The sequence below is a fragment of the Methanoregula sp. genome (genome assembly GCA_041645435.1).
In the GTDB taxonomy this organism is placed as follows: Archaea; Halobacteriota; Methanomicrobia; order Methanomicrobiales; family Methanospirillaceae; genus Methanoregula.
Genome location: JBAZQB010000003.1, coordinates 248,680 through 268,535, shown reverse-complemented (window position 1 = coordinate 268,535; position 19,856 = coordinate 248,680). Strand labels below are relative to the sequence as shown.

25 protein-coding genes and 3 tRNA genes are annotated in these 19,856 nt (G+C 52.4%); 18 read left to right on the top strand and 10 right to left on the bottom strand.

Annotated elements, in window-relative coordinates; all coding sequences use genetic code 11:
- Window positions 1–34: 34 nt before the first annotated feature.
- From WC593_07995 to WC593_07980, 4 genes are all read left to right on the top strand, one after another.
- On the top strand, window positions 35–889 hold the full coding sequence (locus WC593_07995) for an RIO1 family regulatory kinase/ATPase (GenBank protein ID MFA4825085.1): 855 nt from the start codon (window positions 35–37) through the stop codon (window positions 887–889).
- Entirely contained in the window at window positions 874–2,841 is a 1,968-nt protein-coding gene (locus WC593_07990; GenBank protein ID MFA4825084.1) for a DUF460 domain-containing protein, read from the top strand. The genes WC593_07995 and WC593_07990 overlap by 16 nt, the downstream gene beginning before the upstream one ends.
- Window positions 2,834–3,697: a thiamine-phosphate kinase gene (gene thiL / locus WC593_07985; GenBank protein ID MFA4825083.1), complete on the top strand. Its 864-nt coding sequence runs from the start codon at window positions 2,834–2,836 to the stop codon at window positions 3,695–3,697. Before WC593_07990 ends, thiL begins: the two co-directional genes overlap by 8 nt.
- A gap of 73 nt (window positions 3,698–3,770) precedes the next feature.
- Window positions 3,771–4,223: a hypothetical protein gene (locus WC593_07980; GenBank protein ID MFA4825082.1), complete on the top strand. Its 453-nt coding sequence runs from the start codon at window positions 3,771–3,773 to the stop codon at window positions 4,221–4,223.
- A gap of 336 nt (window positions 4,224–4,559) precedes the next feature.
- On the opposite strand, the gene WC593_07975 is transcribed toward WC593_07980, so the two are convergent.
- The 7 genes from WC593_07975 to WC593_07945 form a co-directional block, all read right to left on the bottom strand.
- Window positions 4,560–4,631 (bottom strand) — tRNA-Ala (locus WC593_07975).
- 146 nt (window positions 4,632–4,777) lie between these two features.
- Complete coding sequence (locus WC593_07970; protein ID MFA4825081.1) at window positions 4,778–5,962, bottom strand: PEGA domain-containing protein; 1,185 nt, start codon at window positions 5,960–5,962, stop codon at window positions 4,778–4,780.
- 208 nt (window positions 5,963–6,170) lie between these two features.
- Window positions 6,171–6,242 (bottom strand) — tRNA-Ala (locus tag WC593_07965).
- Between the two features lie 108 nt (window positions 6,243–6,350).
- Window positions 6,351–7,355, bottom strand: a complete 1,005-nt coding sequence (locus tag WC593_07960; protein MFA4825080.1) for a transcription initiation factor IIB — start codon at window positions 7,353–7,355, stop codon at window positions 6,351–6,353.
- Between the two features lie 62 nt (window positions 7,356–7,417).
- Window positions 7,418–7,642: a Gar1/Naf1 family protein gene (locus tag WC593_07955; protein MFA4825079.1), complete on the bottom strand. Its 225-nt coding sequence runs from the start codon at window positions 7,640–7,642 to the stop codon at window positions 7,418–7,420.
- Window positions 7,643–7,744: 102 nt separating this feature from the next.
- A complete protein-coding gene (locus tag WC593_07950) occupies window positions 7,745–8,389 on the bottom strand; it encodes a histidinol phosphate phosphatase domain-containing protein (protein ID MFA4825078.1) in 645 nt (214 codons plus the stop codon).
- A gap of 4 nt (window positions 8,390–8,393) precedes the next feature.
- The gene (locus tag WC593_07945; protein MFA4825077.1) at window positions 8,394–8,669 is read right to left on the bottom strand and encodes a signal recognition particle subunit SRP19/SEC65 family protein; all 276 of its coding nucleotides are present in this window, start codon (window positions 8,667–8,669) and stop codon (window positions 8,394–8,396) included.
- A 54-nt stretch (window positions 8,670–8,723) separates the two neighbouring features.
- Here WC593_07945 and hypB point away from each other — a divergent pair, with 54 nt between their 5' ends.
- The 5 genes from hypB to WC593_07920 all read left to right on the top strand — a co-directional run bounded on the left by hypB (window position 8,724) and on the right by WC593_07920 (window position 11,501).
- Window positions 8,724–9,371, top strand: coding sequence for a hydrogenase nickel incorporation protein HypB (gene hypB, locus WC593_07940; GenBank protein ID MFA4825076.1), 648 nt, complete (start codon window positions 8,724–8,726; stop codon window positions 9,369–9,371).
- Between the two features lie 187 nt (window positions 9,372–9,558).
- Window positions 9,559–9,936, top strand: coding sequence for a 30S ribosomal protein S8e (locus WC593_07935; protein ID MFA4825075.1), 378 nt, complete (start codon window positions 9,559–9,561; stop codon window positions 9,934–9,936).
- 50 nt (window positions 9,937–9,986) lie between these two features.
- Entirely contained in the window at window positions 9,987–10,409 is a 423-nt protein-coding gene (locus tag WC593_07930) for a hypothetical protein (GenBank protein MFA4825074.1), read from the top strand.
- Window positions 10,406–10,867 (top strand): DUF2240 family protein, encoded by a 462-nt coding sequence (locus tag WC593_07925; protein ID MFA4825073.1) that lies wholly within the window; start codon window positions 10,406–10,408, stop codon window positions 10,865–10,867. Before WC593_07930 ends, WC593_07925 begins: the two co-directional genes overlap by 4 nt.
- A gap of 112 nt (window positions 10,868–10,979) precedes the next feature.
- Complete coding sequence (locus tag WC593_07920) at window positions 10,980–11,501, top strand: hypothetical protein (protein ID MFA4825072.1); 522 nt, start codon at window positions 10,980–10,982, stop codon at window positions 11,499–11,501.
- Between the two features lie 46 nt (window positions 11,502–11,547).
- Here the strand turns inward: WC593_07920 and WC593_07915 are convergent, their stop codons facing one another.
- Both WC593_07915 and infB read right to left on the bottom strand, forming a co-directional pair.
- A complete protein-coding gene (locus WC593_07915) occupies window positions 11,548–11,979 on the bottom strand; it encodes a 30S ribosomal protein S6e (protein ID MFA4825071.1) in 432 nt (143 codons plus the stop codon).
- A gap of 157 nt (window positions 11,980–12,136) precedes the next feature.
- The gene (infB, locus tag WC593_07910) at window positions 12,137–13,915 is read right to left on the bottom strand and encodes a translation initiation factor IF-2 (protein MFA4825070.1); all 1,779 of its coding nucleotides are present in this window, start codon (window positions 13,913–13,915) and stop codon (window positions 12,137–12,139) included.
- Between the two features lie 291 nt (window positions 13,916–14,206).
- Between infB and WC593_07905 the strand changes: the two genes are divergently transcribed.
- The 8 genes from WC593_07905 (at window position 14,207) to WC593_07870 (ending at window position 18,364) form a co-directional block, all read left to right on the top strand.
- A tRNA-His gene (locus WC593_07905) sits at window positions 14,207–14,279 on the top strand.
- A gap of 367 nt (window positions 14,280–14,646) precedes the next feature.
- Window positions 14,647–14,883: an antitoxin VapB family protein gene (locus tag WC593_07900; GenBank protein MFA4825069.1), complete on the top strand. Its 237-nt coding sequence runs from the start codon at window positions 14,647–14,649 to the stop codon at window positions 14,881–14,883.
- Window positions 14,880–15,155, top strand: a complete 276-nt coding sequence (locus tag WC593_07895; GenBank protein MFA4825068.1) for a type II toxin-antitoxin system RelE/ParE family toxin — start codon at window positions 14,880–14,882, stop codon at window positions 15,153–15,155. The genes WC593_07900 and WC593_07895 overlap by 4 nt, the downstream gene beginning before the upstream one ends.
- A 463-nt stretch (window positions 15,156–15,618) precedes the next feature.
- The gene (locus WC593_07890) at window positions 15,619–16,425 is read left to right on the top strand and encodes a methyltransferase domain-containing protein (protein ID MFA4825067.1); all 807 of its coding nucleotides are present in this window, start codon (window positions 15,619–15,621) and stop codon (window positions 16,423–16,425) included.
- A gap of 8 nt (window positions 16,426–16,433) precedes the next feature.
- Window positions 16,434–17,033 carry an NAD(P)H-dependent oxidoreductase gene (locus WC593_07885; GenBank protein ID MFA4825066.1) on the top strand — a complete coding sequence of 200 codons (600 nt, stop codon included), beginning with the start codon at window positions 16,434–16,436 and terminating at the stop codon, window positions 17,031–17,033.
- A 55-nt stretch (window positions 17,034–17,088) separates the two neighbouring features.
- A complete protein-coding gene (locus tag WC593_07880) occupies window positions 17,089–17,520 on the top strand; it encodes a pyridoxamine 5'-phosphate oxidase family protein (protein MFA4825065.1) in 432 nt (143 codons plus the stop codon).
- Between the two features lie 86 nt (window positions 17,521–17,606).
- Window positions 17,607–18,014 (top strand): nuclear transport factor 2 family protein, encoded by a 408-nt coding sequence (locus WC593_07875; protein ID MFA4825064.1) that lies wholly within the window; start codon window positions 17,607–17,609, stop codon window positions 18,012–18,014.
- A 95-nt stretch (window positions 18,015–18,109) separates the two neighbouring features.
- Window positions 18,110–18,364: a SemiSWEET transporter gene (locus WC593_07870; GenBank protein MFA4825063.1), complete on the top strand. Its 255-nt coding sequence runs from the start codon at window positions 18,110–18,112 to the stop codon at window positions 18,362–18,364.
- Between the two features lie 104 nt (window positions 18,365–18,468).
- Here the strand turns inward: WC593_07870 and WC593_07865 are convergent, their stop codons facing one another.
- Entirely contained in the window at window positions 18,469–19,077 is a 609-nt protein-coding gene (locus tag WC593_07865) for an RDD family protein (protein ID MFA4825062.1), read from the bottom strand.
- Between the two features lie 191 nt (window positions 19,078–19,268).
- On the opposite strand from WC593_07865, the gene WC593_07860 reads away from it, so the two are divergent.
- Complete coding sequence (locus tag WC593_07860) at window positions 19,269–19,745, top strand: hypothetical protein (GenBank protein MFA4825061.1); 477 nt, start codon at window positions 19,269–19,271, stop codon at window positions 19,743–19,745.
- The last annotated feature ends 111 nt before the right edge of the window (window positions 19,746–19,856 follow it).

Genomic DNA, 19,856 nt, shown 5'->3' with positions numbered 1-19,856 from the left:
TTTTATAGTCCGGGACATCACCACTTTAACGATTATGGCTGTCTCTGCGGAACACATCCGCACCCTGCATAAATACGAAAAGACCATTCTTTCGGTGCTTGAGCGCCAGATGTCACGCTATTCCTGGGTTCCCCTGGAACAACTCATAACCAGTACCGGATTCGCAGAATCCGAAGTGAATTACCGGTTAGCCCGCCTGATCGAGTGGGGCATGGTCCGGTTCAACCCGGTACCCTACGATGGGTATGCCCTTGTTTTTGGGGGATATGACACGCTTGCACTTGCAAGTCTCACCCGGAAAGGGATTATATCGGCTCTGGGGGCCCCGCTTGGGGAAGGCAAGGAATCAGTTGTCTATGAGGCTCTGGGTCTCGGGCCGGTTGCCATCAAGTTCCACCGGATTGGGAGCCGATCCTTCAATTCAGCACGGGTCAACCGGGAGTACATGGCCGAGGGGCATTGTCCCTGGCTCATCGCATCGAAGCTCTCTGCCGAACGGGAGTATAAGGCATTGGTAGCTCTTCACCCGAAGGTCAGCGTTCCGCTCCCCATCGCACAGAACCGGCATACCGTCGTGATGGCGCTTATCCGGGGAGCGAACCTCAGCCGCTGTCGGCTGGAAGCTCCTGCCGCTGTGCTGGATGAGATCCTGGCAAATGTCCATAATGCCTACCATGCCGGGGTCATCCATGCCGATCTCTCGGAATATAACATACTTATGGAAGACGGCAGGTGCGTGTTCATCGACTGGCCCCAGTGGATAGAGACCACTCACCCGAATGCAGAAACCATCCTTAACCGGGATATTGATAACATCCTCACGTATTTTAAACGGAAATACCAACTCACGTATGACCGTGAGGATGCGATTCAATGCGTGACCGGCTGAACGTTTTTGGCATCGATATCATCAAGGGATCGGTGAGATCGCGTACCCGCAGGCCGGTCTATGCCCTGGTCCGGATGCAAGGCCCGACGATCGTCAGCGAATCCGAAGTTTCGCTGTACCGGCTTTTCCGTATGCTGAGGGAGGAACAACCCGATATCCTTGCCGTTGACAGCCTGCAGGAAATTGCTGCGGACCAGCGCGAACTCTACTTCTTTTTGCAGGGTCTGCCCCCGCAGACCCGGCTCGTTCAGGTAACCGGGGGTGAGCGCAAAGAGACGCTTGGTAAGGTTGCAGCCCGGTACAATATCAGTTTCAACCGGTTCGATCCCTTTGCGGAAGCCCGGACAACCGCACAGGTTGCCTCGCTTGGTGCGGGTGCCGAAGTGATCGCGTTTGAGAACGAGAGCGAGATCATCGTGAGCCGGCACCGCTCACCGGGAAAGGGCGGGTGGAGCCAGAACCGGTACGTGCGAAAGATTCACGGTGCGGTCCAACTCAAGGGGCGGGAGATCGAGCAGGCGCTTGTCGCAGCCGGGCTGAGGTATGACAAGAAAGAGACCCGGGCATTCGGCGGGTGCAGCCGGGTGGTATTCCGGGTCTTTACTACCCGGGACCAGGTCCCCGTTTCAACCTACCGGGGCTCCGATGTGCAGGTGCGGATCAATGGCAAGCGGCTCGAACGGATCCGTTATCGCCCGCTCTCGGGAAAGCCGCGGTACCTGATTGTCGGGATCGACCCGGGGACTACTACTGCTTTTGCCGCATTGGATCTCGATGGGAACCTGTTGCATCTCCAGAGCTCCCGGCAGATGAATATGGGGGATGTGATCGAGTCACTCTACAAAGTGGGAAAACCCCTCATCATTGCATCCGATGTGCAGGATATGCCCTTTTCTGTCGAGAAGATCCGCCGGGCGTTCAGCGCGATTGCCTATACCCCGAAACAGGACGTGAGTGTCGAGACCAAGCTGGAGCTTACCGCACCATTCTCCTATGGAAATGATCACGAGCGGGACGCGCTCTCAGCAGCTCTCGATGCATACCGCCAGTACCGGCACAAGTTCCAGAACCTGATAAAGCGGATTCCCCCGGGCCACGATCTCGATGAAGTCCGGGCACGGGTGATCCGCGGGCAGTCGCTGGAACATGTGCTCGGCGAGATGAATGATGTCCCTCCCCCTGCCCTCCAACGGGAAGCGCCTCCTGTCCGTGTTGAAGAAAAACATGATGAACGGGTGCGGATGCTGGACGGGATGGTTAAGCGACTCCGCACGTTTGTTGCAGAACTGCAGGAAGAGTGCAAGGGAAAAGATTACGAGATCCATCGCCTGCAGGCACGTATCCGGAAGGTCCATACCTCCCGGGATGCCGAGCTGGCAAAGGATACCGAGGTAATAAAAAAGGATGCAGTTATCTCCAGCTTAAAAAAACATTTACGAAAAGAGGAACGCCATAACCGGAACCTTGCCAAACGGCTGGCACGGATCAAACAGTTCGCGGAACTTTCCATGGATGGCGAGGTGCTTCCGGTGAAGGTGATGGACGCGCTGACAAAAGACAGTCTTCGAAAACTTGCGGATGATGTGGGAATCGAGGAGGGAGATATTGTCTTTGTCACCCGGATCGACGGCTGGGGCAGGAGCGTTGTGAAGGATCTTGCCGAAATGCGGGTGAAAGCCGTGGTTGTCGGGGTCGCAGTTCTTGCCGGGAGCGATCCGCTGCTCCTTCCTGCATTTCGTGAAGCCGGTGTGCCCCTGCTGACCGATAAGGAGGCGGGCGTCCAGGTGCGGGGAAAGCAGGGACTCTGTGGTAAGGATGCGCTGGATATGGCACTGCTCCAGTGGCAGGGAGTACAGATCCGGCATGAGCGGGAGAAAAAGACGGAAATGATTGAGCACATCTTCAAGGAGTATAAGAGCGAACGGGGTAAGGAGGTAAAAAAGAGTGGATGACCGCGAGCTCCTGAACGTGGTGATGGGTGTAGTCGGGCGGGAGAACTGCCTTGATGATTGTGCTGAGCTGCCCTGTGGTGAACAGATCATGGTAGTGACTACCGATATGCTCCACCGGACTACCGATTTTGTCGAAGGAATGACCGACTGGCAGGCCGGCTGGATGAGTGCTGCAGTCACCCTCTCGGATATCGCCAGCATGGGTGCAGCCCCGAAATATCTCCTTATCGCCGTAGGGCTTGATGACTGGAAGTCCCTGTCGGGTGTGATGCAGGGTGCACAGGACTGCTGCAAAAAATACGGTGCGGCAATCATTGGTGGCGATATCGACCGGCACGGGGAGCTTACAATAGTAACGACCGGTATGGGACTTGTCGACAAAGACTCTATTGTGCGGCGGAAGGGTGCCCGGCCGGGCGATCTGGTCTGTATCACCGGTACGCCCGGGCAGGCGCAGGCATGGCTTGACGGGTATCTCCAGTTTGAAAAGGCGCTCTTTGAGCCGCAGCCCCGGGTTGAGGAAGGCCAGCGTCTCGGCCGGGCCGGTGTCAGTGCAATGATGGACGACAGCGATGGGATCGCTCTCTCTCTCTATGATTTGGCAAGCGTGAACGGGTGCGGATTTGCAATCGATACGGCAAAACTGCCCCTTGCTGCCGGTATACCCTTTGAGCAGGCACGCGAACTCGCGCTCCATGGCGGCGGGGATTATGAATTGATCTTCACGCTCTCCCCCGACAAATTCCCTGTTGCTGGTGTGCCTTCGACGGTGATCGGAACCGTAGTGGCAGAAAAAACGGTTACCGCTGATGGCCGGCCGCTTGCAAAACGCGGATACCAGCACCGGTGGGAATAATTTTTACCCAAATCACCGGCGCATTAATTACGATCAACACGAGACATCTCTCTACATAAGGACAAGGAACCGCATGGAATCGCTGGAAAGTAAGCTGGACCGGTTATCCCCCGATCAGCGCAGGGAAGTTGAAGATTTTGTGGATTTCTTACTCCACCGGTCAGGTTCCCCGCAGGAAACGTCCGGTCCGATTACGGCAAATACACTGGTTTTTAAGGCTGTCCCTCCCGTGGTGATCCCGGTGATGGCCCCCCTGATCGTTCAGGAAACCCCGCGGGTTGTGGTGCATGAGCAGAATCTCCGGCAGGAAGAACCACCCCCGCCGGGAATTCCAGAAGAGTATTCTTCCCCGATACAAGAGATTACCGTCGAGGTTGAGGACCGGATTACCCGGGACTACATGGATTACGGCCAGTTCGAGCAGCAGCCGTCTCCTGCAACCGAAGCGGTAAAAAAAGTCAAAGCGAAACTGATCCAGAAGAGCGAGCAGGACACGTCCCGCCACCTGCTTGACTGGATTGATTAATTCTGTCATGTTTTTTTTCAGAATTTTATGATCCAACCACTCCTGAGTCTTTTGTACATAACTTTCAATGATGATAGTGCCATCGCACCTGAAATTATCGCGAGGGTAGCACCATTTTTATCCGACACGATCCGGGTCATCAAATGAAAGCAGGTCCCCGTGCAACGGACTTTCAGAAAAAAATGAGAGAAAAAGATGGACTCGACGGGATTTGAACCCGTCAAATCGCGAGGGCTCTGCCCTTCGAACCCGGCACGACCTCTGTCGTGAAATGAACCGTAAAATAAATCCCGATCGCGTTACAGTGGCGTTCAGAAAAAATTGAGAGAAAACGAGTGGACTCGACGGGATTTGAACCCGTGGCCTTCACGTTGCAAACGTGACGATCTACCCCTGATCTACGAGCCCTGCAATGCTATTTGCGGCATACTATTTTTCCGCCTATCCCATATAGTTGTTACTGTTGTTTTGGTAAAAACCGGCCTTTTTTGCATAAGAAACGGGCCTCCTCCCAGAAAAAAGAACGAATTATCTATTTTGTGATCTTCTGGTTGTCACTCTTTTTTAGCCTTCATTACATGGGAAAATATTGTGGCTCCCGCCGCGATCATTGCGGTAATTACCCCGATTATGGCAACAACAATGCTCGAGTTTTCGAACAATCCCTTGGCCTGCGTAGGCTCAGCCGTTACCACCGGTACTATGATCGACACCGGTGTCGCGGCTGCCTGGACCTGGTTCAGGGGGGGAAGAGTCCCGAATGCATGGGATGTCTGACCCGGGATTACATAGATACTCCCCTCGTAATCATAGTACCCGCTCTGGGTAAGCCGGATGATGTGAGTCCCCTGCTGGATTCCGGTCAGGTTTGCCGGGGTTGTCCCGTAATATATCCCGTCAATGAGGATACTGGCCCCGGGGGGAGATGAGTACGCCGTCACGTTTCCTGTTGTTGGTATGGGTGTTTCTGATGGAACAGGAGGGGGAGTCGTAATGGAGGTTTCCGGCAGGGCGGTCATTACCGTGGTTTGTTGGGGAGTGACCAGTGTTGTCGGAATAGGAGCGGGTACAGGCAGTAACCGGGTTATCAGCCGGTCAAGGATGGTATCGGCTGTCCCGCCGTTCATGTATGACGGGACGGGTCTTGTTGTCCACTCGATCACGTACCCCTTCCCGTACGTGCCGTAAAGAAGGGCAGGCATCCCGGTATCATAATTCAGTACCGTAACAGAACCGTTCCGGGTAACCACCTGCCCGTTTTCGGGTGCTGCACCCTGCAATGAAAACCGGGTCGGCAGCCCCGCAAAAATTTCTTTGGAAGCAGCAGCAGTTGGATCGGATACTTCAAGAAATTGCCCGCCCGGGACAGTTCCGTTATTGTAAGCCGGCAGGCTTGCATTAAAAAGACGGTTACAGGGATACGTGACAACAAGGATTTTACCCTCTGCTACTGCCGCCTCGATCTTCGCCGCAGTTGACAGGCTAAAGGTATCTTCTCCGCCAAGAATGATCACATCTGCGGAAGGCTGGATGAAACGGGTTATGTTGCTGTCAAGATCGGTTCCTGCGGATCCCGGAATCGACTGCAGAACCACAACCGAATCATTGTGAAGCACCGTATCGAACCCGGAATTTGTACCATAGAGGGTGACATTATAGGCGCTGACCGGTAGTATGATTATCAGAATTGCAAAGAAAATTACTATTGATGTGGTATATGATCCGCTTACGCGTGACATTTGTCTCTCCCTGTCTTCTGGTTGATCCGCTTTAGTGAAGTAAATAAGTACGTTGTCAGGAAGTGTGATAAATCCGTTTTGGCATGGTGCCCCATCCGGCTCTGCAAACGTTATAAAAAAATAACAATAAGGACATTCACGCGTTTTTTATTGACACAACCTGCACTGCCGGATCGCGAGAAAAAACAGATGAAAAGAACCCGGAATATGGACCCGGCGGGATTTGAACCCGCGGCCTCTACGTTGCGAACGTAGCGATCTACCCCTGATCTACGAGCCCGCTTTTTGTGGCATACAATTTTTCAGCGCAGGGGATATAGTTGTTGCTATCCCTCGAACACCCGCTATCGCATCGTATGACAAGATGTCGTGAAAAAATGATGGCGTATCAGAGAATGATCTCGATATCGAGTTTCTCTGCAAGTTCCTTATACCGGTTCCGTATGGTGACCTCAGTGACACCTGCCACTTCTGCCACTTCGCGCTGGGTGCGTCGTTCTCCCCCGAGAATCGAGGAGATATAAATTGCGGCTGCTGCAACACCGGTCGGGCCCCTGCCGCTGGTCAACTCGCGTTCCCCGGCCTGCCTGAGAATCTCTACTGCGCGGCTCTGGACTTCTCCTTTGAGGGTAAGTCCCGAGCAGAAGCGCGGCACGTAATCGATGGGAGAAGTCGGGAGGAGCTTTAATCCGAGTTCACGGGAGATGAAACGGTATGTCCTTCCAATCTCTTTTCTCGACACACGCGACACTTCGGCGATCTCATCAAGGGTTCTTGGCACATTACACTGCCGGCAGGCCGCGTAGAGGGCTGCTGCTGCCACTCCCTCAATGCTCCGCCCACGGATCAGGTTCTTGTCCACCGCGTCACGGTACACGACTGCTGCGGTCTCACGGACATTTCGTGGGAGGCCGAGAGCCGATGCCATCCGGTCAAGTTCGGACAGTGCAAATGCAAGGTTGCGTTCGGTTGCATTGCTCACACGGATACGGCGCTGCCACTTGCGGAGCCGGTAGAGCTGTGCCCGGTTCTTGGACGAGATTGCCCGGCCATAGCTGTCGCGGTTGCGCCAGTCGATCATGGTCGAGAGACCTTTGTCGTGGATGGTAAAGGTCATCGGAGCGCCAACCCGTGAGCGCTTCATGCGCTGGTCATGGTCAAACGCACGCCACTCGGGACCCCGGTCGATAAAATCATCATCGAGTACAAGTCCGCAGCTCTGGCAGACCAGCTCCGCCCGCTCGTAATCGTGAACGAGCTGTCGCCCGCCGCACTCAGGACAGACCGTCTCGGTATGGTTCTCTGCTTTCTTCTCTGTCTCTTTCTGCTTTGTCCGCGACTTGAGCGCTTCCCTCTCACTCTGGAGAGTTTTTAATTTCTCAACTTCTGTCATCCACATTCCCCATTACTACTTTTTCTTAATGGCACAAACCGATGTTTTGTGGTATTGCGATCTCATTTTGCGAAGAGTTTCTCGTTGGGCAGAATTGCGCATTTCTCACGGCAGAGGACCGCAGCATATGGTGCTTTCACATTGCCAAAAAGATCCAGGATTTTCCCAACCGGTTTCATCCGCTTGTCAGTCACTTCACTGTATAATGCGGGCAGCTGGCCGGCATCGCACTGGATAATGAGCATCCGACTGCCAACGGTGCTCAACGCTCGACCAACAACCTTCATGCAAACAACCTCACAAACGCAATATTACTGAAATAATTTAGTAATCTATATATATTCAACAGCACGGTATTTAAACGTTCCGTGAAAGTATAAATAGAATTTTTAGGAACCAAGGATTTGGTCGATATTTAAAGATATAACCTCTCTGCTCTCCGCATCGGTCAGTCCGGCTCCTTTTGCCACAATAAATTTTTCCTGTCCGGTCAGAATATCGTGCGGAGCATGCGCGTCAGAGTCAACCACGAGCTGGCAGCCTGCCTGCCGTGCGATCTGTGCCACGTGCCCGTTCGTCCGGTTGTGCCCGCCCCGTGAGGTGAGTTCAATGGCGATCCCGTTCTTTGCAGCGAGCCGTGCATCCTTAATGGTAATGAGTCCCGGATGAGCAAGCACGTTTACGTACCTGCACCCGCAGGCGGCATGGTTTGTCCCGGGGGCTACCGGTTCAACCGGTGTTTCACCGTGAACGATAACAATGTCTGCCCCCAGCTCCTTTGCAGATTTTGCAAGACCTGCAATCTGGGTGGGTGGAACGTGGGTGAGCTCAACCCCGCAGAGTAACCGGACCCCATAGATCTGTGCAGAGTCCCGTACCCTTGCCAGGGTTGCAAGTATCTCTTCGGTATTGGAAGTGTCAGCGTGATCCGTGATCGCGACGGTAGTGTAACCGATCACCGCCATCCGCCGGATTAATTCAATCGGGAGCATCTCCCCGTCAGAGAGAATGGTGTGGGTATGCAGATCGTACATGCGTTTACCGCCCCTTATCCATCTTCTGGGCCACTTTTTTTATGAGTACTTCTTTTTTATCGGGCCACTCGGCAACAATACGACCTTCATGGCGCTCCCAGTGTGCGGGATGGTGTTGCTCTTCTATCCGGAATTTCACTCCCATTTTCCGCAGGGAGCGTTCAATATCCGCAAGAACCGGCCCCTTGGCTGCCAGACTGCGCGGAACCCTCCTCCCCTCACCGCGTGTATACCCTGCATTGAAGTAGCAGGGATAAAGAATGCACTCCCCTTCTACCATTACATGAGGGTTTGTGGGTCAAGGTATAAACAGTGTACGCTCCCAATTTGTTACATGCATCATATCGACGTCAGGATTGAGAAGGATGTATACGACGTCAACAACACTCTGGCCAGCCAGAACGCACAGCACCTGAAGGCACACGGAGTCCGGGCGTTTGACCTCCTTGGGGCGATCGGTTCGGGTAAGACCGCGCTCATCGAACGCTTGGTCCCGCTGCTCAACAAAAAAGGTTTGAGGGCAGGTGCAATTGCCGGTGACGTATACGGAGACGATGATTTTAAACGGATTGTCGCACTGGGAATCCCTGCGTTCAATGCGAATACCGGCAAAGAATGTCATCTCGATGCCCACCTGGTCGAACACGCGATCGATCATCTGCCCCTGGACGATATCGATGTGCTTTTCATCGAAAATGTAGGTAACATGGTCTGCCCTACTGATTTCCGGCTTGGTGCTGAGAAGCGGATCGTTGTGGTGAGTTCAACGGAAGGGGATGATGTGGTGAACAAGCACCCGATGATGTTCCGGGACTGCACAATCGGGGTAATCAATAAAGTAGATCTTGCACCGCTCGTTGGGGCAAACCTTGACCGGATGCAATCAGATATCAGGAGGTACAATCCTTCTATGCCCGTGTTCCGGACAAACTTAAAAACCGGGGATGGGGTTGCCGCATTACTCGACAGCATTCTGGCATAAATTTCCGGGATTATAACCAATTCTTATTGCAGGGCATTCCGGAAAAGTTACTCATGCAAAATTTTTAAAAATGCTGACAGCGGAAAATGCGGCCATCGGGAAATACTATAAATAATTCTGAAGGGAATATATAGAGCACCATCTTTTAGGAATACCATTCCGGGAAGATTTTATAGAGAGTGACACCATGCAGTGGCAGGGAGAATCAGTACGTAAGGTAACCGGTGGCAGGCGCCGTCCGGCAGCAATGAAGCGGAGAGCGGAAATCGGTCTTGCACCGGCAGACACCCATATCGGGGAAGACCGCAGGAAGATCATCCGCACGTATGGCGGAAACGACAAGGTCCGGGCACTTAAGGCATCTTTTGCGAATGTGACCAACCCCGCAAACGGCGAAACCAAGAAAGTGAAGATTGAAAAGGTCGAGGAAAACGGTGCAAACCCGAACTACGTCCGCCGGAACCTGCTCACCAAGGGCGCTGTTATCAAAACCGAGATCGGACACGCCCGCATTATGAGCCGCCCTGGCCAGGACGGCGTTATCAACGCAGTGTTGCTCGCATAATCAATAACAGACCAGCAATCTTTTTTCTTTCTGACGTGCATACTCTAGCTATGCGAAGGATCTGTTATCGTTTCCCCCAGCGGGTGGATCTCTCATTTGCGATGGGGATGCCTTTTAATGAAACGCTCAGGTATATTGCCGATCTGGATAATCATGAGTCAACCAAGACGACCGGAAAAGAGCTTGTCAGGGTAAAAACCCGGGTAGAAATCGCACTTGACCGGGCAACGTTTGGCGAGATTACTCCTGAAGTTTTACGCCCGGGTGTAATCACAGAAGCTGTTGATTTAAAATGCTCTGTACTTGCCCTTGCCCTGCGCGGCGGGGGGAAAGTTCCCATTGCAAACGATGTCTTCTTCCTTCGCCTGACCGATCAGGTGTCCCGCACCGACATCGATATCGCAAAGGAAGGCAGCGGTGAAGGATTAGATGCGCTCGATATGAAGAATATTCTCTTGGGTACTGCCAAGTGACACTCCGGATTACGGTCGCTGCACCGTTCAAGCACACCCGTAAGGCCGGCATGCGAAAAAATGAGCTGGTCTATTATTTCGCGCTCGACCGGAAATGGATGAGTACCGACCAGGCAAACCAGTTCCTGCGGCGTGCAGAAGAAGACGGTCTTTTGAGTCTCGAAAATGGTATATTTACCCCCCGTTTCGATCTTACTGCAATTACCATCCCTATTGGCTTCAAACCGACTTCAGCCATCTTTGAACGCAATGATCCGGCCCAGGAACTTATCGGAAGGATAGCTAAAGCCACAACAATGCAGGAAACGGATATCGTTGCAGAGATGAACCGGACGATCAGGGATGAGTTTGACAGTCACCTTCTGCCTCCGGCGGCCCTAATCCTTCTTGCAAAAAAATATGGGGTCCTCTTTGAAGACCTGTCTGATGCGCTTATGCAGAGTGTGAAGAAAGGCTGAATCCTTCCTTTTTATAGATTATTGGTCTGTATCAAATCCCAAATCAGCAGAGCACAAAGTATTTCGCCCATTTATTCAAGATCTATCCGTAATAATGTCGGGGTTTTGACTTATGAGACGAAAAAACGATCCGTGGGATAAGCCATGGGTGACCATTGCAGCAGTTGCAGGGATCATCGCAGTTGTTATCATGGCGCTCGTGTTTTTTTTGAGCAGCGGGAATACCGGGGGGCCAGCCACACCCGGGCAAAGCACTCCCGCGCAGGCAACACCGGGAGCTTCTGGCACGTCTGCGCCGTCTACGACCCTTTCAGGAGCCAGTATAAGGGCAGAAGCGATCAAAGAGACCCCCACAGCCACTGTCCCGGATACCGGGGCTTTTGTCAGGGTGAGCTACATTGGGGGGTTTGCCGGGACCTATGGGATAAACGGGGAGATGTTGACCGTGAGAGATTCCGGTGAACAGGTATTCCCGCTCAATGCTACTACAGGGACTGTATCAGCAACATTCCACAAGGAAGATGCTTCCACCCGCCACGAGATTATCGTTGAAATCTACAAGAACGGCAAGGCACTCATGTTTGCCAGGAATACCTCTGCTTATGGGGAAGTGAGTGTCAAATCCCAAGTATAATCTGTTTTTTAAACGTTTGATAAAATCGTAAAAAAGAATTGGTATCTTATCTTTTGCCGCGGGCTTTTGCTGCAGCTTTTTCAGCCTTCTCCCCTTCAATTTTCGGGAAGAGTTCATCGAGAGTTTTCTCTCCATAGGCAGTTACGCTTGCATTTATCTGAACGAAATCCTGGGTGATCTCACTGGACCGGACCGTCTTTCTCCGGCGTTCTCCATCCATGCTGGGGTGAAATCCGATTCCGCCTGCAAGGAGCAGGTTCCTGCGGCCTGCGCCGGGGATACCCTTCTTTGCAGGGATGCCGGTCCTGTCCGAGGCACCGGTGATCTTGATCTTGTATCCCGCAAGTCCGATCGGGGCTCCATCTAATTCATCGCCAATTCGCTTGCCAACGATCGACCCTGCCGCGCCACCGCTGGCGTCGACATTGTAGGCGCGACCGGTCTTGGGGTCTGATACTACGACTTTTAAGTCCACCATTCAAATCTCTCCTTATTGGTTTTTTTTCCAGAAAAAACCAGGTTTCTGGATTTTTTCACGTCTCGAACTGCCGGCTCGATCGCCTACACATGAGAAGTACCCATTTTATTATACTGGTGCGCTATTAAACCCTCGTGTCATTTCGGGTAATGCCTTTTCATTTACCCCAGAAGGGTTCGGTTTTCCTTCGCATCGATGTGAACTCTTCCAGGATCTCCCGTGTACTCGTGTTCAATGACTTGAGCATCTCCTTTTCCAGCACTTTTACGTGGCGCTCGGGAACATCCACAAAGAGGTCATCTCCCACGTTTAACTGTCTCCCGATCGTTGCGCCCTCAATCGAGATCGCCACTTCAAGTCCGGCATCCGCTTCCCTTATGTTCTCCTGCCGGAGTTGCATGGATTTGAGATGGCCGACTTTCTTTCCATCAAGCTTGACCAGGTTAACATCATTGCGCAGCTTCCCTCCAAGAACCCGTACGCCCACAACTGCCGGATTGCTCTGCCGGAAGACGCAGTCGGGCATGAGGCGGATCTTTGCCGGCATCACTACATGTTCGAACCGCTGCTTGTCCAGGAGACGTTTCTGTTCATCGCGCCATGCAACGTACTGGTCGATGAGCTGGTAGATGACCCGGCCTTCGAAGACTTTCACCTGCGTATACAGCGGGTTTTTGAGAATCTCTGCGGCATCGGGAAGCAGGGGGGTGTTGAACGAGAGTAAGACGCGGAATACCGGGTTCTTTATTGTCTCTGTATCTATCAGGTCATGCCGGCTTACGGGGCCGACTTCCGCCCGCATCACACCAATCTCCTTTCCTTCAAGTTCCTTGCAGAGCGCTTCGAGTGCCCCGATGGTGTCAGCCTTGATGACGATGCCCTCTTCAGCAAGGTTGACGTGGATCTCGGTCATCTCCTTTTTGATCTTTGCTTCGATCTCATCGCGGTTGCCCCGGACTACAAAGAACGGAGAACCTGCAATCACCCCTTCCAGATCGGGTGCGGTGACCTTCACTCCTGCTGCTGCGACCACGGTCTTCTCACGTTCGAACCGGTCCTCAACAAGGATCTCTTTCATGGGTCGGGGTTTTAGAAGAGACCGGACCTTGGTAAAGATCACATCTCCCTGGGTGGCGACAGCAATTTCATCGCCAATCGAAAGGGTCCCGTCATACAGGATCACATCCAGGGTCGTTCCCAGTCCCCGCTCTTCTTTTACCTCAAGAACGGTACCGGCACCCGGACCTTCGACCACGAGAGTGAGTGCATCTCCCATGTAACGCTGGGCAAGCCCTATCATGACCATCAGCAGGTCACAGATTCCCTCACCGGTGTGAGCGCTGACGGGCACTATAGCGAGGTTGCGCTGGAAATCCGAGACCCGATCAAAACGATCCGCGGAAAAACCCAGTTCCGAGAGCTTACCAACCACTTCGTAGGTCTTGTTCTCCACATCCCCTATGACCCGGTCATTCTGCTTGGCAAACGATGCAAGGAACGACTCGTTTTCAAAGACTCTCCAGCCATGGATGCGATCGATCTTGGTTGCAGCGATCACAAAGGGTGTCTTGCAGGTGCGCAGGATCTGGAGTGCCTCGATCGTCTGCGGCTGGAATCCCTGGTTGATATCAACGACAAGGATTGCCATATCCGCAAGTGCACCACCACGGGCGCGGAGCGTAGTGAATGCGTGATGTCCGGGTGTATCGATAAAAAGCAGACCGGGAATGTTTATCGGTACTTTTCCCATCGTCCCGCTCAAAGCGCGGATCGCATCGATGGGAACAATGGTTGCACCGATGTGCTGGGTGATCGCGCCTACCTCTGAGCTCACAACCGAGGAACCACGTATCCGGTCGAGGAGCGAGGTCTTGCCATGATCCACGTGCCCCATAACGCAGACAATCGGCGTCCTTATCTTCGGGTTTCCCGCCATATACCCTCACCTTTCTTTGTCGTTTAGCTCTTTATCCGGGAGAAAAAAAGTCCCGCTTACCGTATTACCGCGTGTGCGCTCTCACGCCACACTTTCAAGGAATACCGTTCAGAGCCACCTGATATGTAATGGATGTCCGACCCTATTAATAGTCACCTTGTTCTCGGCAGCGTATTGATGAACACGGTATCGGGAACCGGGTCTGTACCGGTGTCCGTTTAAAGGTATAACCCCGAAGATTCAATAGGGATAGATTAATCAAAGCGAAGTGCAAATATAAAAGGGCAAATTGCCGGGGTGGGGTAGTTGGTCATCCTAGAGGATTGTGGATCCTCCGACCCGGGTTCGAATCTCGGCCCCGGCCTTGTTACTTCTCGTTAATGTTTCAATCTCTTTTTGGCCCAGATTGGGCTTATATTGTGAATGGTCGTTTACAGATAACAGATAATCCCGTTCTGCCTGAGTGCTCCAATACGGGGATCCTTTCTCATTTGCTCCAGAGTTTACCCCATTCGTGCGGAGAAATGCCCCCAGAACAACGATATGAAGATTGATTAGAGGGCACTGAAGTGCAACTCCATGTAACGTGAATGGGTGACAAAAATGAAAGAAACCCTATCAGAAATAAGTGGGGGTAACATCAATTTTTTTTAACATTTTTGACTAAGCGCGCAAATTGTGAGCTGGACGATCAGTAAGCATAATACCTATAGGTGCATAGTAGTGTTACTATGCAAGCAGCAAGTTCAATCTACATACGGGAGGATCTCAAAACACAACTGAGCTCCCTGAAACGCCATCCAAAAGAATCATACAACGATGTTATTGAGCGTTTGGTTACTCTCGCAGTCGATGATGAACCTCTCAGTGAAGAAGCTATACAGGGCCTGGAAGAATCTCTCCAGGAAGTCAGGCAGGGAAAATTAATTCCGGAAAAAGAGATCTTGAAGAAGTACGGTGTTAAATGAGCCCGTACCAGATCAAGTATACCCAACGGGCAGACCGTGATCTGAGTAAACTTCCGCTAGAAATCGCTCGGCAGGTTATCCAGAAAATTCATGATATCAGAGAGGAGCCTTATCGGTTCATTAAAAAAATAAAGGGATCAAATCCCAAGCACCCGGTATACTCCATCAGAATTCGCAGGGGAGTAAGAGCGTTTATTTCAATCCATGATGATGTTTTGATCATCCATGTTCTGGAAGTGGAACAGCGTAAGACTGCATATCGGGATTTTTAATTTTTAACGTCACACTCAAAACAGGCCTTCTTTTAATTTTCGATCGTTCTCCATCAGCACGGAGAAATGCCAACAGAACTGCAATTACAATGCATTTATTAAAATTCTATGGTTGACACAGCCACGAATAGCTGAATTTAATTCCGCGAATTCCATTCTAAAAAGTTTATATTCCGGTATAATACATTCGATATTCATGCAAAAAGCGGGTCGTGTCACAAGATCGGCTAAGATCTCAGTTGCTGAAATGTAACTGAGCGTTTTGTAATATCAATCATATCGAAACTGAATGTCGAATCAGTAAGAAAACGGGATGAAGAACCGCCCCGGGGGCGTTCCTTCGGGGCGGTAATGTTCATCGTGAAGTAGCCAGATTGCAGTACATTTTTGTACAACGACAAACAAAAATGTACATTATTCAGGGGAGTCCCTGCCGTCTGCAGCAGCCCTCGTGAGAATTCATATGGCACATCACAAGTATGTTCATGGCTATTCACCCCGCGAGTCGGAGCGACTCGCGGACCAGGCACAGACCCTCACGGGGCTCCTGCACGGTGACACCCGCTATCCCGCAGGTACCCGGGTGCTCGAAGCCGGTTGCGGGATTGGTGCCCAGACGGTGATCCTGGCACGGAACAGCCCCGGTGCCCTTATTACCTCGGTCGATATTTCGGAGGACTCGATACGGCGGGCGGAGGAAAAGATCCGGCAGGAAGGGATCACCAACGTGATGTTCCGGCTGGGGGATATTTTCCGGCTCCCGTTCGAACCGGAGAGTTTCGATCACATCTTTGTTTGTTTCGTGCTGGAACATCTCGCCGAACCGCAGCGGGCGCTGGAACAGCTCCGCCCGCTCCTGAAAGAGGGGGGAACTATTACCGTGATCGAAGGAGATCACGGCTCCACCTTCTTCCACCCGGAGGATCCGGATGCCCGCCGGGCTATCGACTGCCTTGTAAAACTCCAGCAGCAGGTGGGCGGCAATGCTCTGATCGGCAGGCAGCTCTATCCGCTGGTGTCCGGTGCAGGATATACAGATGTCCGTATCTCGCCCCGGATGGTCTATGTCGATGCCTCCCGCCCCGGGCTTGTTGAGGGATTCACGAAACTGACCTTCACGGCCATGGTTGAAGGAGTGGCCGATGAAGTACACCGGCAGGGACTGATGAGCCGGGATGCGTGGGACCGGGGGATAGCAGCGCTCTACCGCACCGCCGGACCGAACGGTGTCTTCTGCTACACCTTCTTTAAAGCCACCGCACGGAAATAAGGAAAACCATGAAGATCTCCATCATACTCGCCCATCCCGGAAAAGGGAGTTTCAACCATGCGATCGCGGACACCGCAACAACAGCCCTTCGCGAGGCTGGTCATTCGGTTACCGTGCATGATCTCTATGCGGAAAAGTTTGATCCCGTGCTCCCGAACAGGGAGATTTCCCGCGATGCCCCTCTCCCCGCTGAGATTGCAGCGCATTGCCGGGAGATCGCATCAGCGGATGGGATCGTAATCGTACACCCCAACTGGTGGGGGATGCCCCCGGCCATCATGAAAGGCTGGATTGACCGGGTCCTCCGGCCGGGTGTTGCATACCGCTTTGCAGAAACGGATTCCGGGGAAGGAATCCCGATAGGTCTTCTCACCGCAAAGGCGTTTATCGTCTTCAACACCTCCAATACTCCCGCCCTGCGGGAGCAGGAGGTTTTCGGCGACCCGCTCGGGCGGATCTGGAAGGACTGCATTGTCTCGTTCTGCGGGGTACCGCTCTTTTACCGGAAGATGTATGGCGTTATTGTCACCAGCACGGAGGAGCAGCGGAAAGCATGGCTGGCAGAAGTACGGAACCTGATCCTTAACACATTCCCCAAAAACTCCTGACAATCTCCCCGAATCTTTTTCATCCTGCCCATGTATACTCTCATGAGGTGAGGGAATGGATTTTTCTGACTGTGTAAAGTTTGCATCCGAGAATCCGGTCACTTATATCGCGACAGTAGAAGGCGACCAGCCGCGGGTCCGGGCATTTGCAATGTGGTTTTGTGACCAGACCGGATTTTATTACCACACCGGGACACCGAAGAGTGTCTGCCAGCAACTGAAGAAAAACCCGAACGTGGAGCTCTGCTTCTATGCTCCCGGATTTGGTGGGGGGACTATGATGCGGGTTTCTGGTAAGGTTGAATTCCTTAAAAATGAGGTGCTGGAGCGGCGGCTCTTCCGGGACCGGCCCTGGGTGAAGAACCTGATGGCAGCTGCCCCGAAAGGTGCAGAACTTGCCATGTTCCGGGTCGCCCACGGGGAAGCATATTTCTGGACAATGGCAGACAACATGCGGGAGCGGGATGTCCCCCGTGTGAAGTTCTGACCCATCTTTCTTCCGGCAGCACTTTCACACTGGACGCCCTTCCCCTTATTTTACCCAATATCGTACGTTGTTATACTGGAGTGACAATGGACAACACAGCACAGACCCGGAACATTGTAGATACCACCAGAGCCATGAACCGCTGCTGGACAGCATCATGGAACGAACCGGCATTCCGACAGTATATTCATCCCGATGCCGTGGCCATCGTACCGGCAACACCCGGGCGGCTCGAAGGGCAGGATGCTTACGTTGGCGGGTGGCGGGACTTCTGTGCGGCGGCAGTCATCCATGAGTGGAAAGAGACAGATCACAAAGTTCAGATCTATGCCGGCGGGAAAAGTGCCGTTGTCACGTACTTCTTCACCATTACGTTTGTGACTGGTGGACAGAAGCAGATCCTGCAGGGCAGGGACATGCTCTTTCTTGTTAAAGAGGGCAGGAAGTGGCTGGTCGCTGCCGACCAGTTTTCTCCGGAGCCGACGCAGGTCTGATACCGATCCTTCACATAAAAACCCTGTATCCCCGGCCGGACCAAAAACACAACCGGTATAAATGGTCGTATGAAAAATACTAGTGGAGAGATGCCATGGATTCCATCGTTCTTGTAGGCTACATCGCGGGCGCCCTCACCACGATCTCGTTTATCCCGCAGGTGGTCAGGGCATGGAAACTCAAGGAGACAAGGGATCTCTCACTTGCCATGCTCATTCTCTTTGCGGCCGGAATCCTTCTCTGGACGTGCTACGGGTTCTGGACGGAGTCGCTGCCCATTATAGCGGCAAACCTGATCACGTTTGTCCTGATTCTCGTGCTTCTCGGCCTGAAATGCCGGTACAAATAACTCTTTTTTATTGACGATTTGATACCGGGCCGTTATCCTGAAAGAATTAAATTCAAAGAAATTTTTTAAAAAAAAGATTATTGACGGGATACTAAGGGGAATGGTTAGTCCTCGAGAAGCACGAGGCAGCTGCCAATCTTGTCGTGCAGCCCCTGCCTTTTTTTGGTGAGCCCGATCATCAAAAACCCGATGAAGATGATTAAGGCGGAGATAAATTTCCCAAAGTGGCGGAGCGTGACCCGGGCAAATGTAGGTTTGTTGCCTTCCATATCGGTCACCATGATCCGCATCAGCACTTTACCGGGTGTTGCCTGGCTGCGGGAAGATTCGAACCCGGCGAAGTAGAGCCACGGGACAATGATGATGAGCATCCCGAACGCCGCTACAATGGGGGCGAGTGCCGCATCCGCCGTACCTGCCTCAGTAAGTTCGGATATCGGCGCACCCTGGGCCGAGAGATAATATGCATATTTTATCCCGTTTGTCAATGAGAAGAACGTGATCGTGACAATTCCAATAAGGAGGATGAGGATTGCATCAACAATAAACGCGATAAACCGCCTGCCAAGACCTGCATACACACCGACTTCCGGCCCCTCTTCCTCTTCAGGAACGATGACGGGCTTTACCGGAATAGATGCGATATCAAAACCGCACCACTGGCAGAATTTTCCCGATGCATCGGTCTCTTTTCCACATTTAGGACAGAACATTCCCTGTTACTCCTGATACATAACGTTAATCCGGGTGTCCTTTTTAATTTAACTGTTCTTTCCTGTCATTTTATGCAGGTTTACCTGCCGGAACCATGCGATGAGAAAAAACTATGCATGGGCGGGCAGATTTGTATCAGCAGCATTCCCGAGCACAAATCAGAAATATATTCAAATTTAAAGCAATTCCTATGAAATGCACCCTGTTCCTGCTGGCCGCACTCGTGCTTGCACTCTGTGCGCTCTCTGCCGGCTGCACGAGCCCGACACAGGCAGAGATCACACCGGTGGCTACACCCACTCCTCTGCCTACCCTGGTTACCACTTCAGTAGCAACCGTTGTGTCAACCCCTGTTGCGGTTGATACGCTGCCTCCCGAGCAGTTTGTGGATCTCCAGCTCACCAAAGAGCGTCCCGACTTTTCCCTTCACCTGCTGTATAATGGGGGTAAAGGAGAGATCTTTGTCCAGAATATTATGATGCGGGTCACCCGATCTGACGGGCAGGTCATCGAACAATACCTGAATGACATGCAGCGGAAACCCCGGCGCGGAGACGAGCTGATCATACAGGGCAGCAGGGGCAGTGACCGGGTCGAGGTCTTTGTGACCAGTGCAGGAAAAACGTATAAAGCGATCGACAAGCCGATGCTCACATCATCCATGTAAATATTTTTTTTAGTGATTCATCATTTGGTGCCACCAACCTTTAATGTCAGATATCAAATCAACAAATAGTTAACATTTTGTTGTCTGTAGTAAGCCTATTTTGATAATACC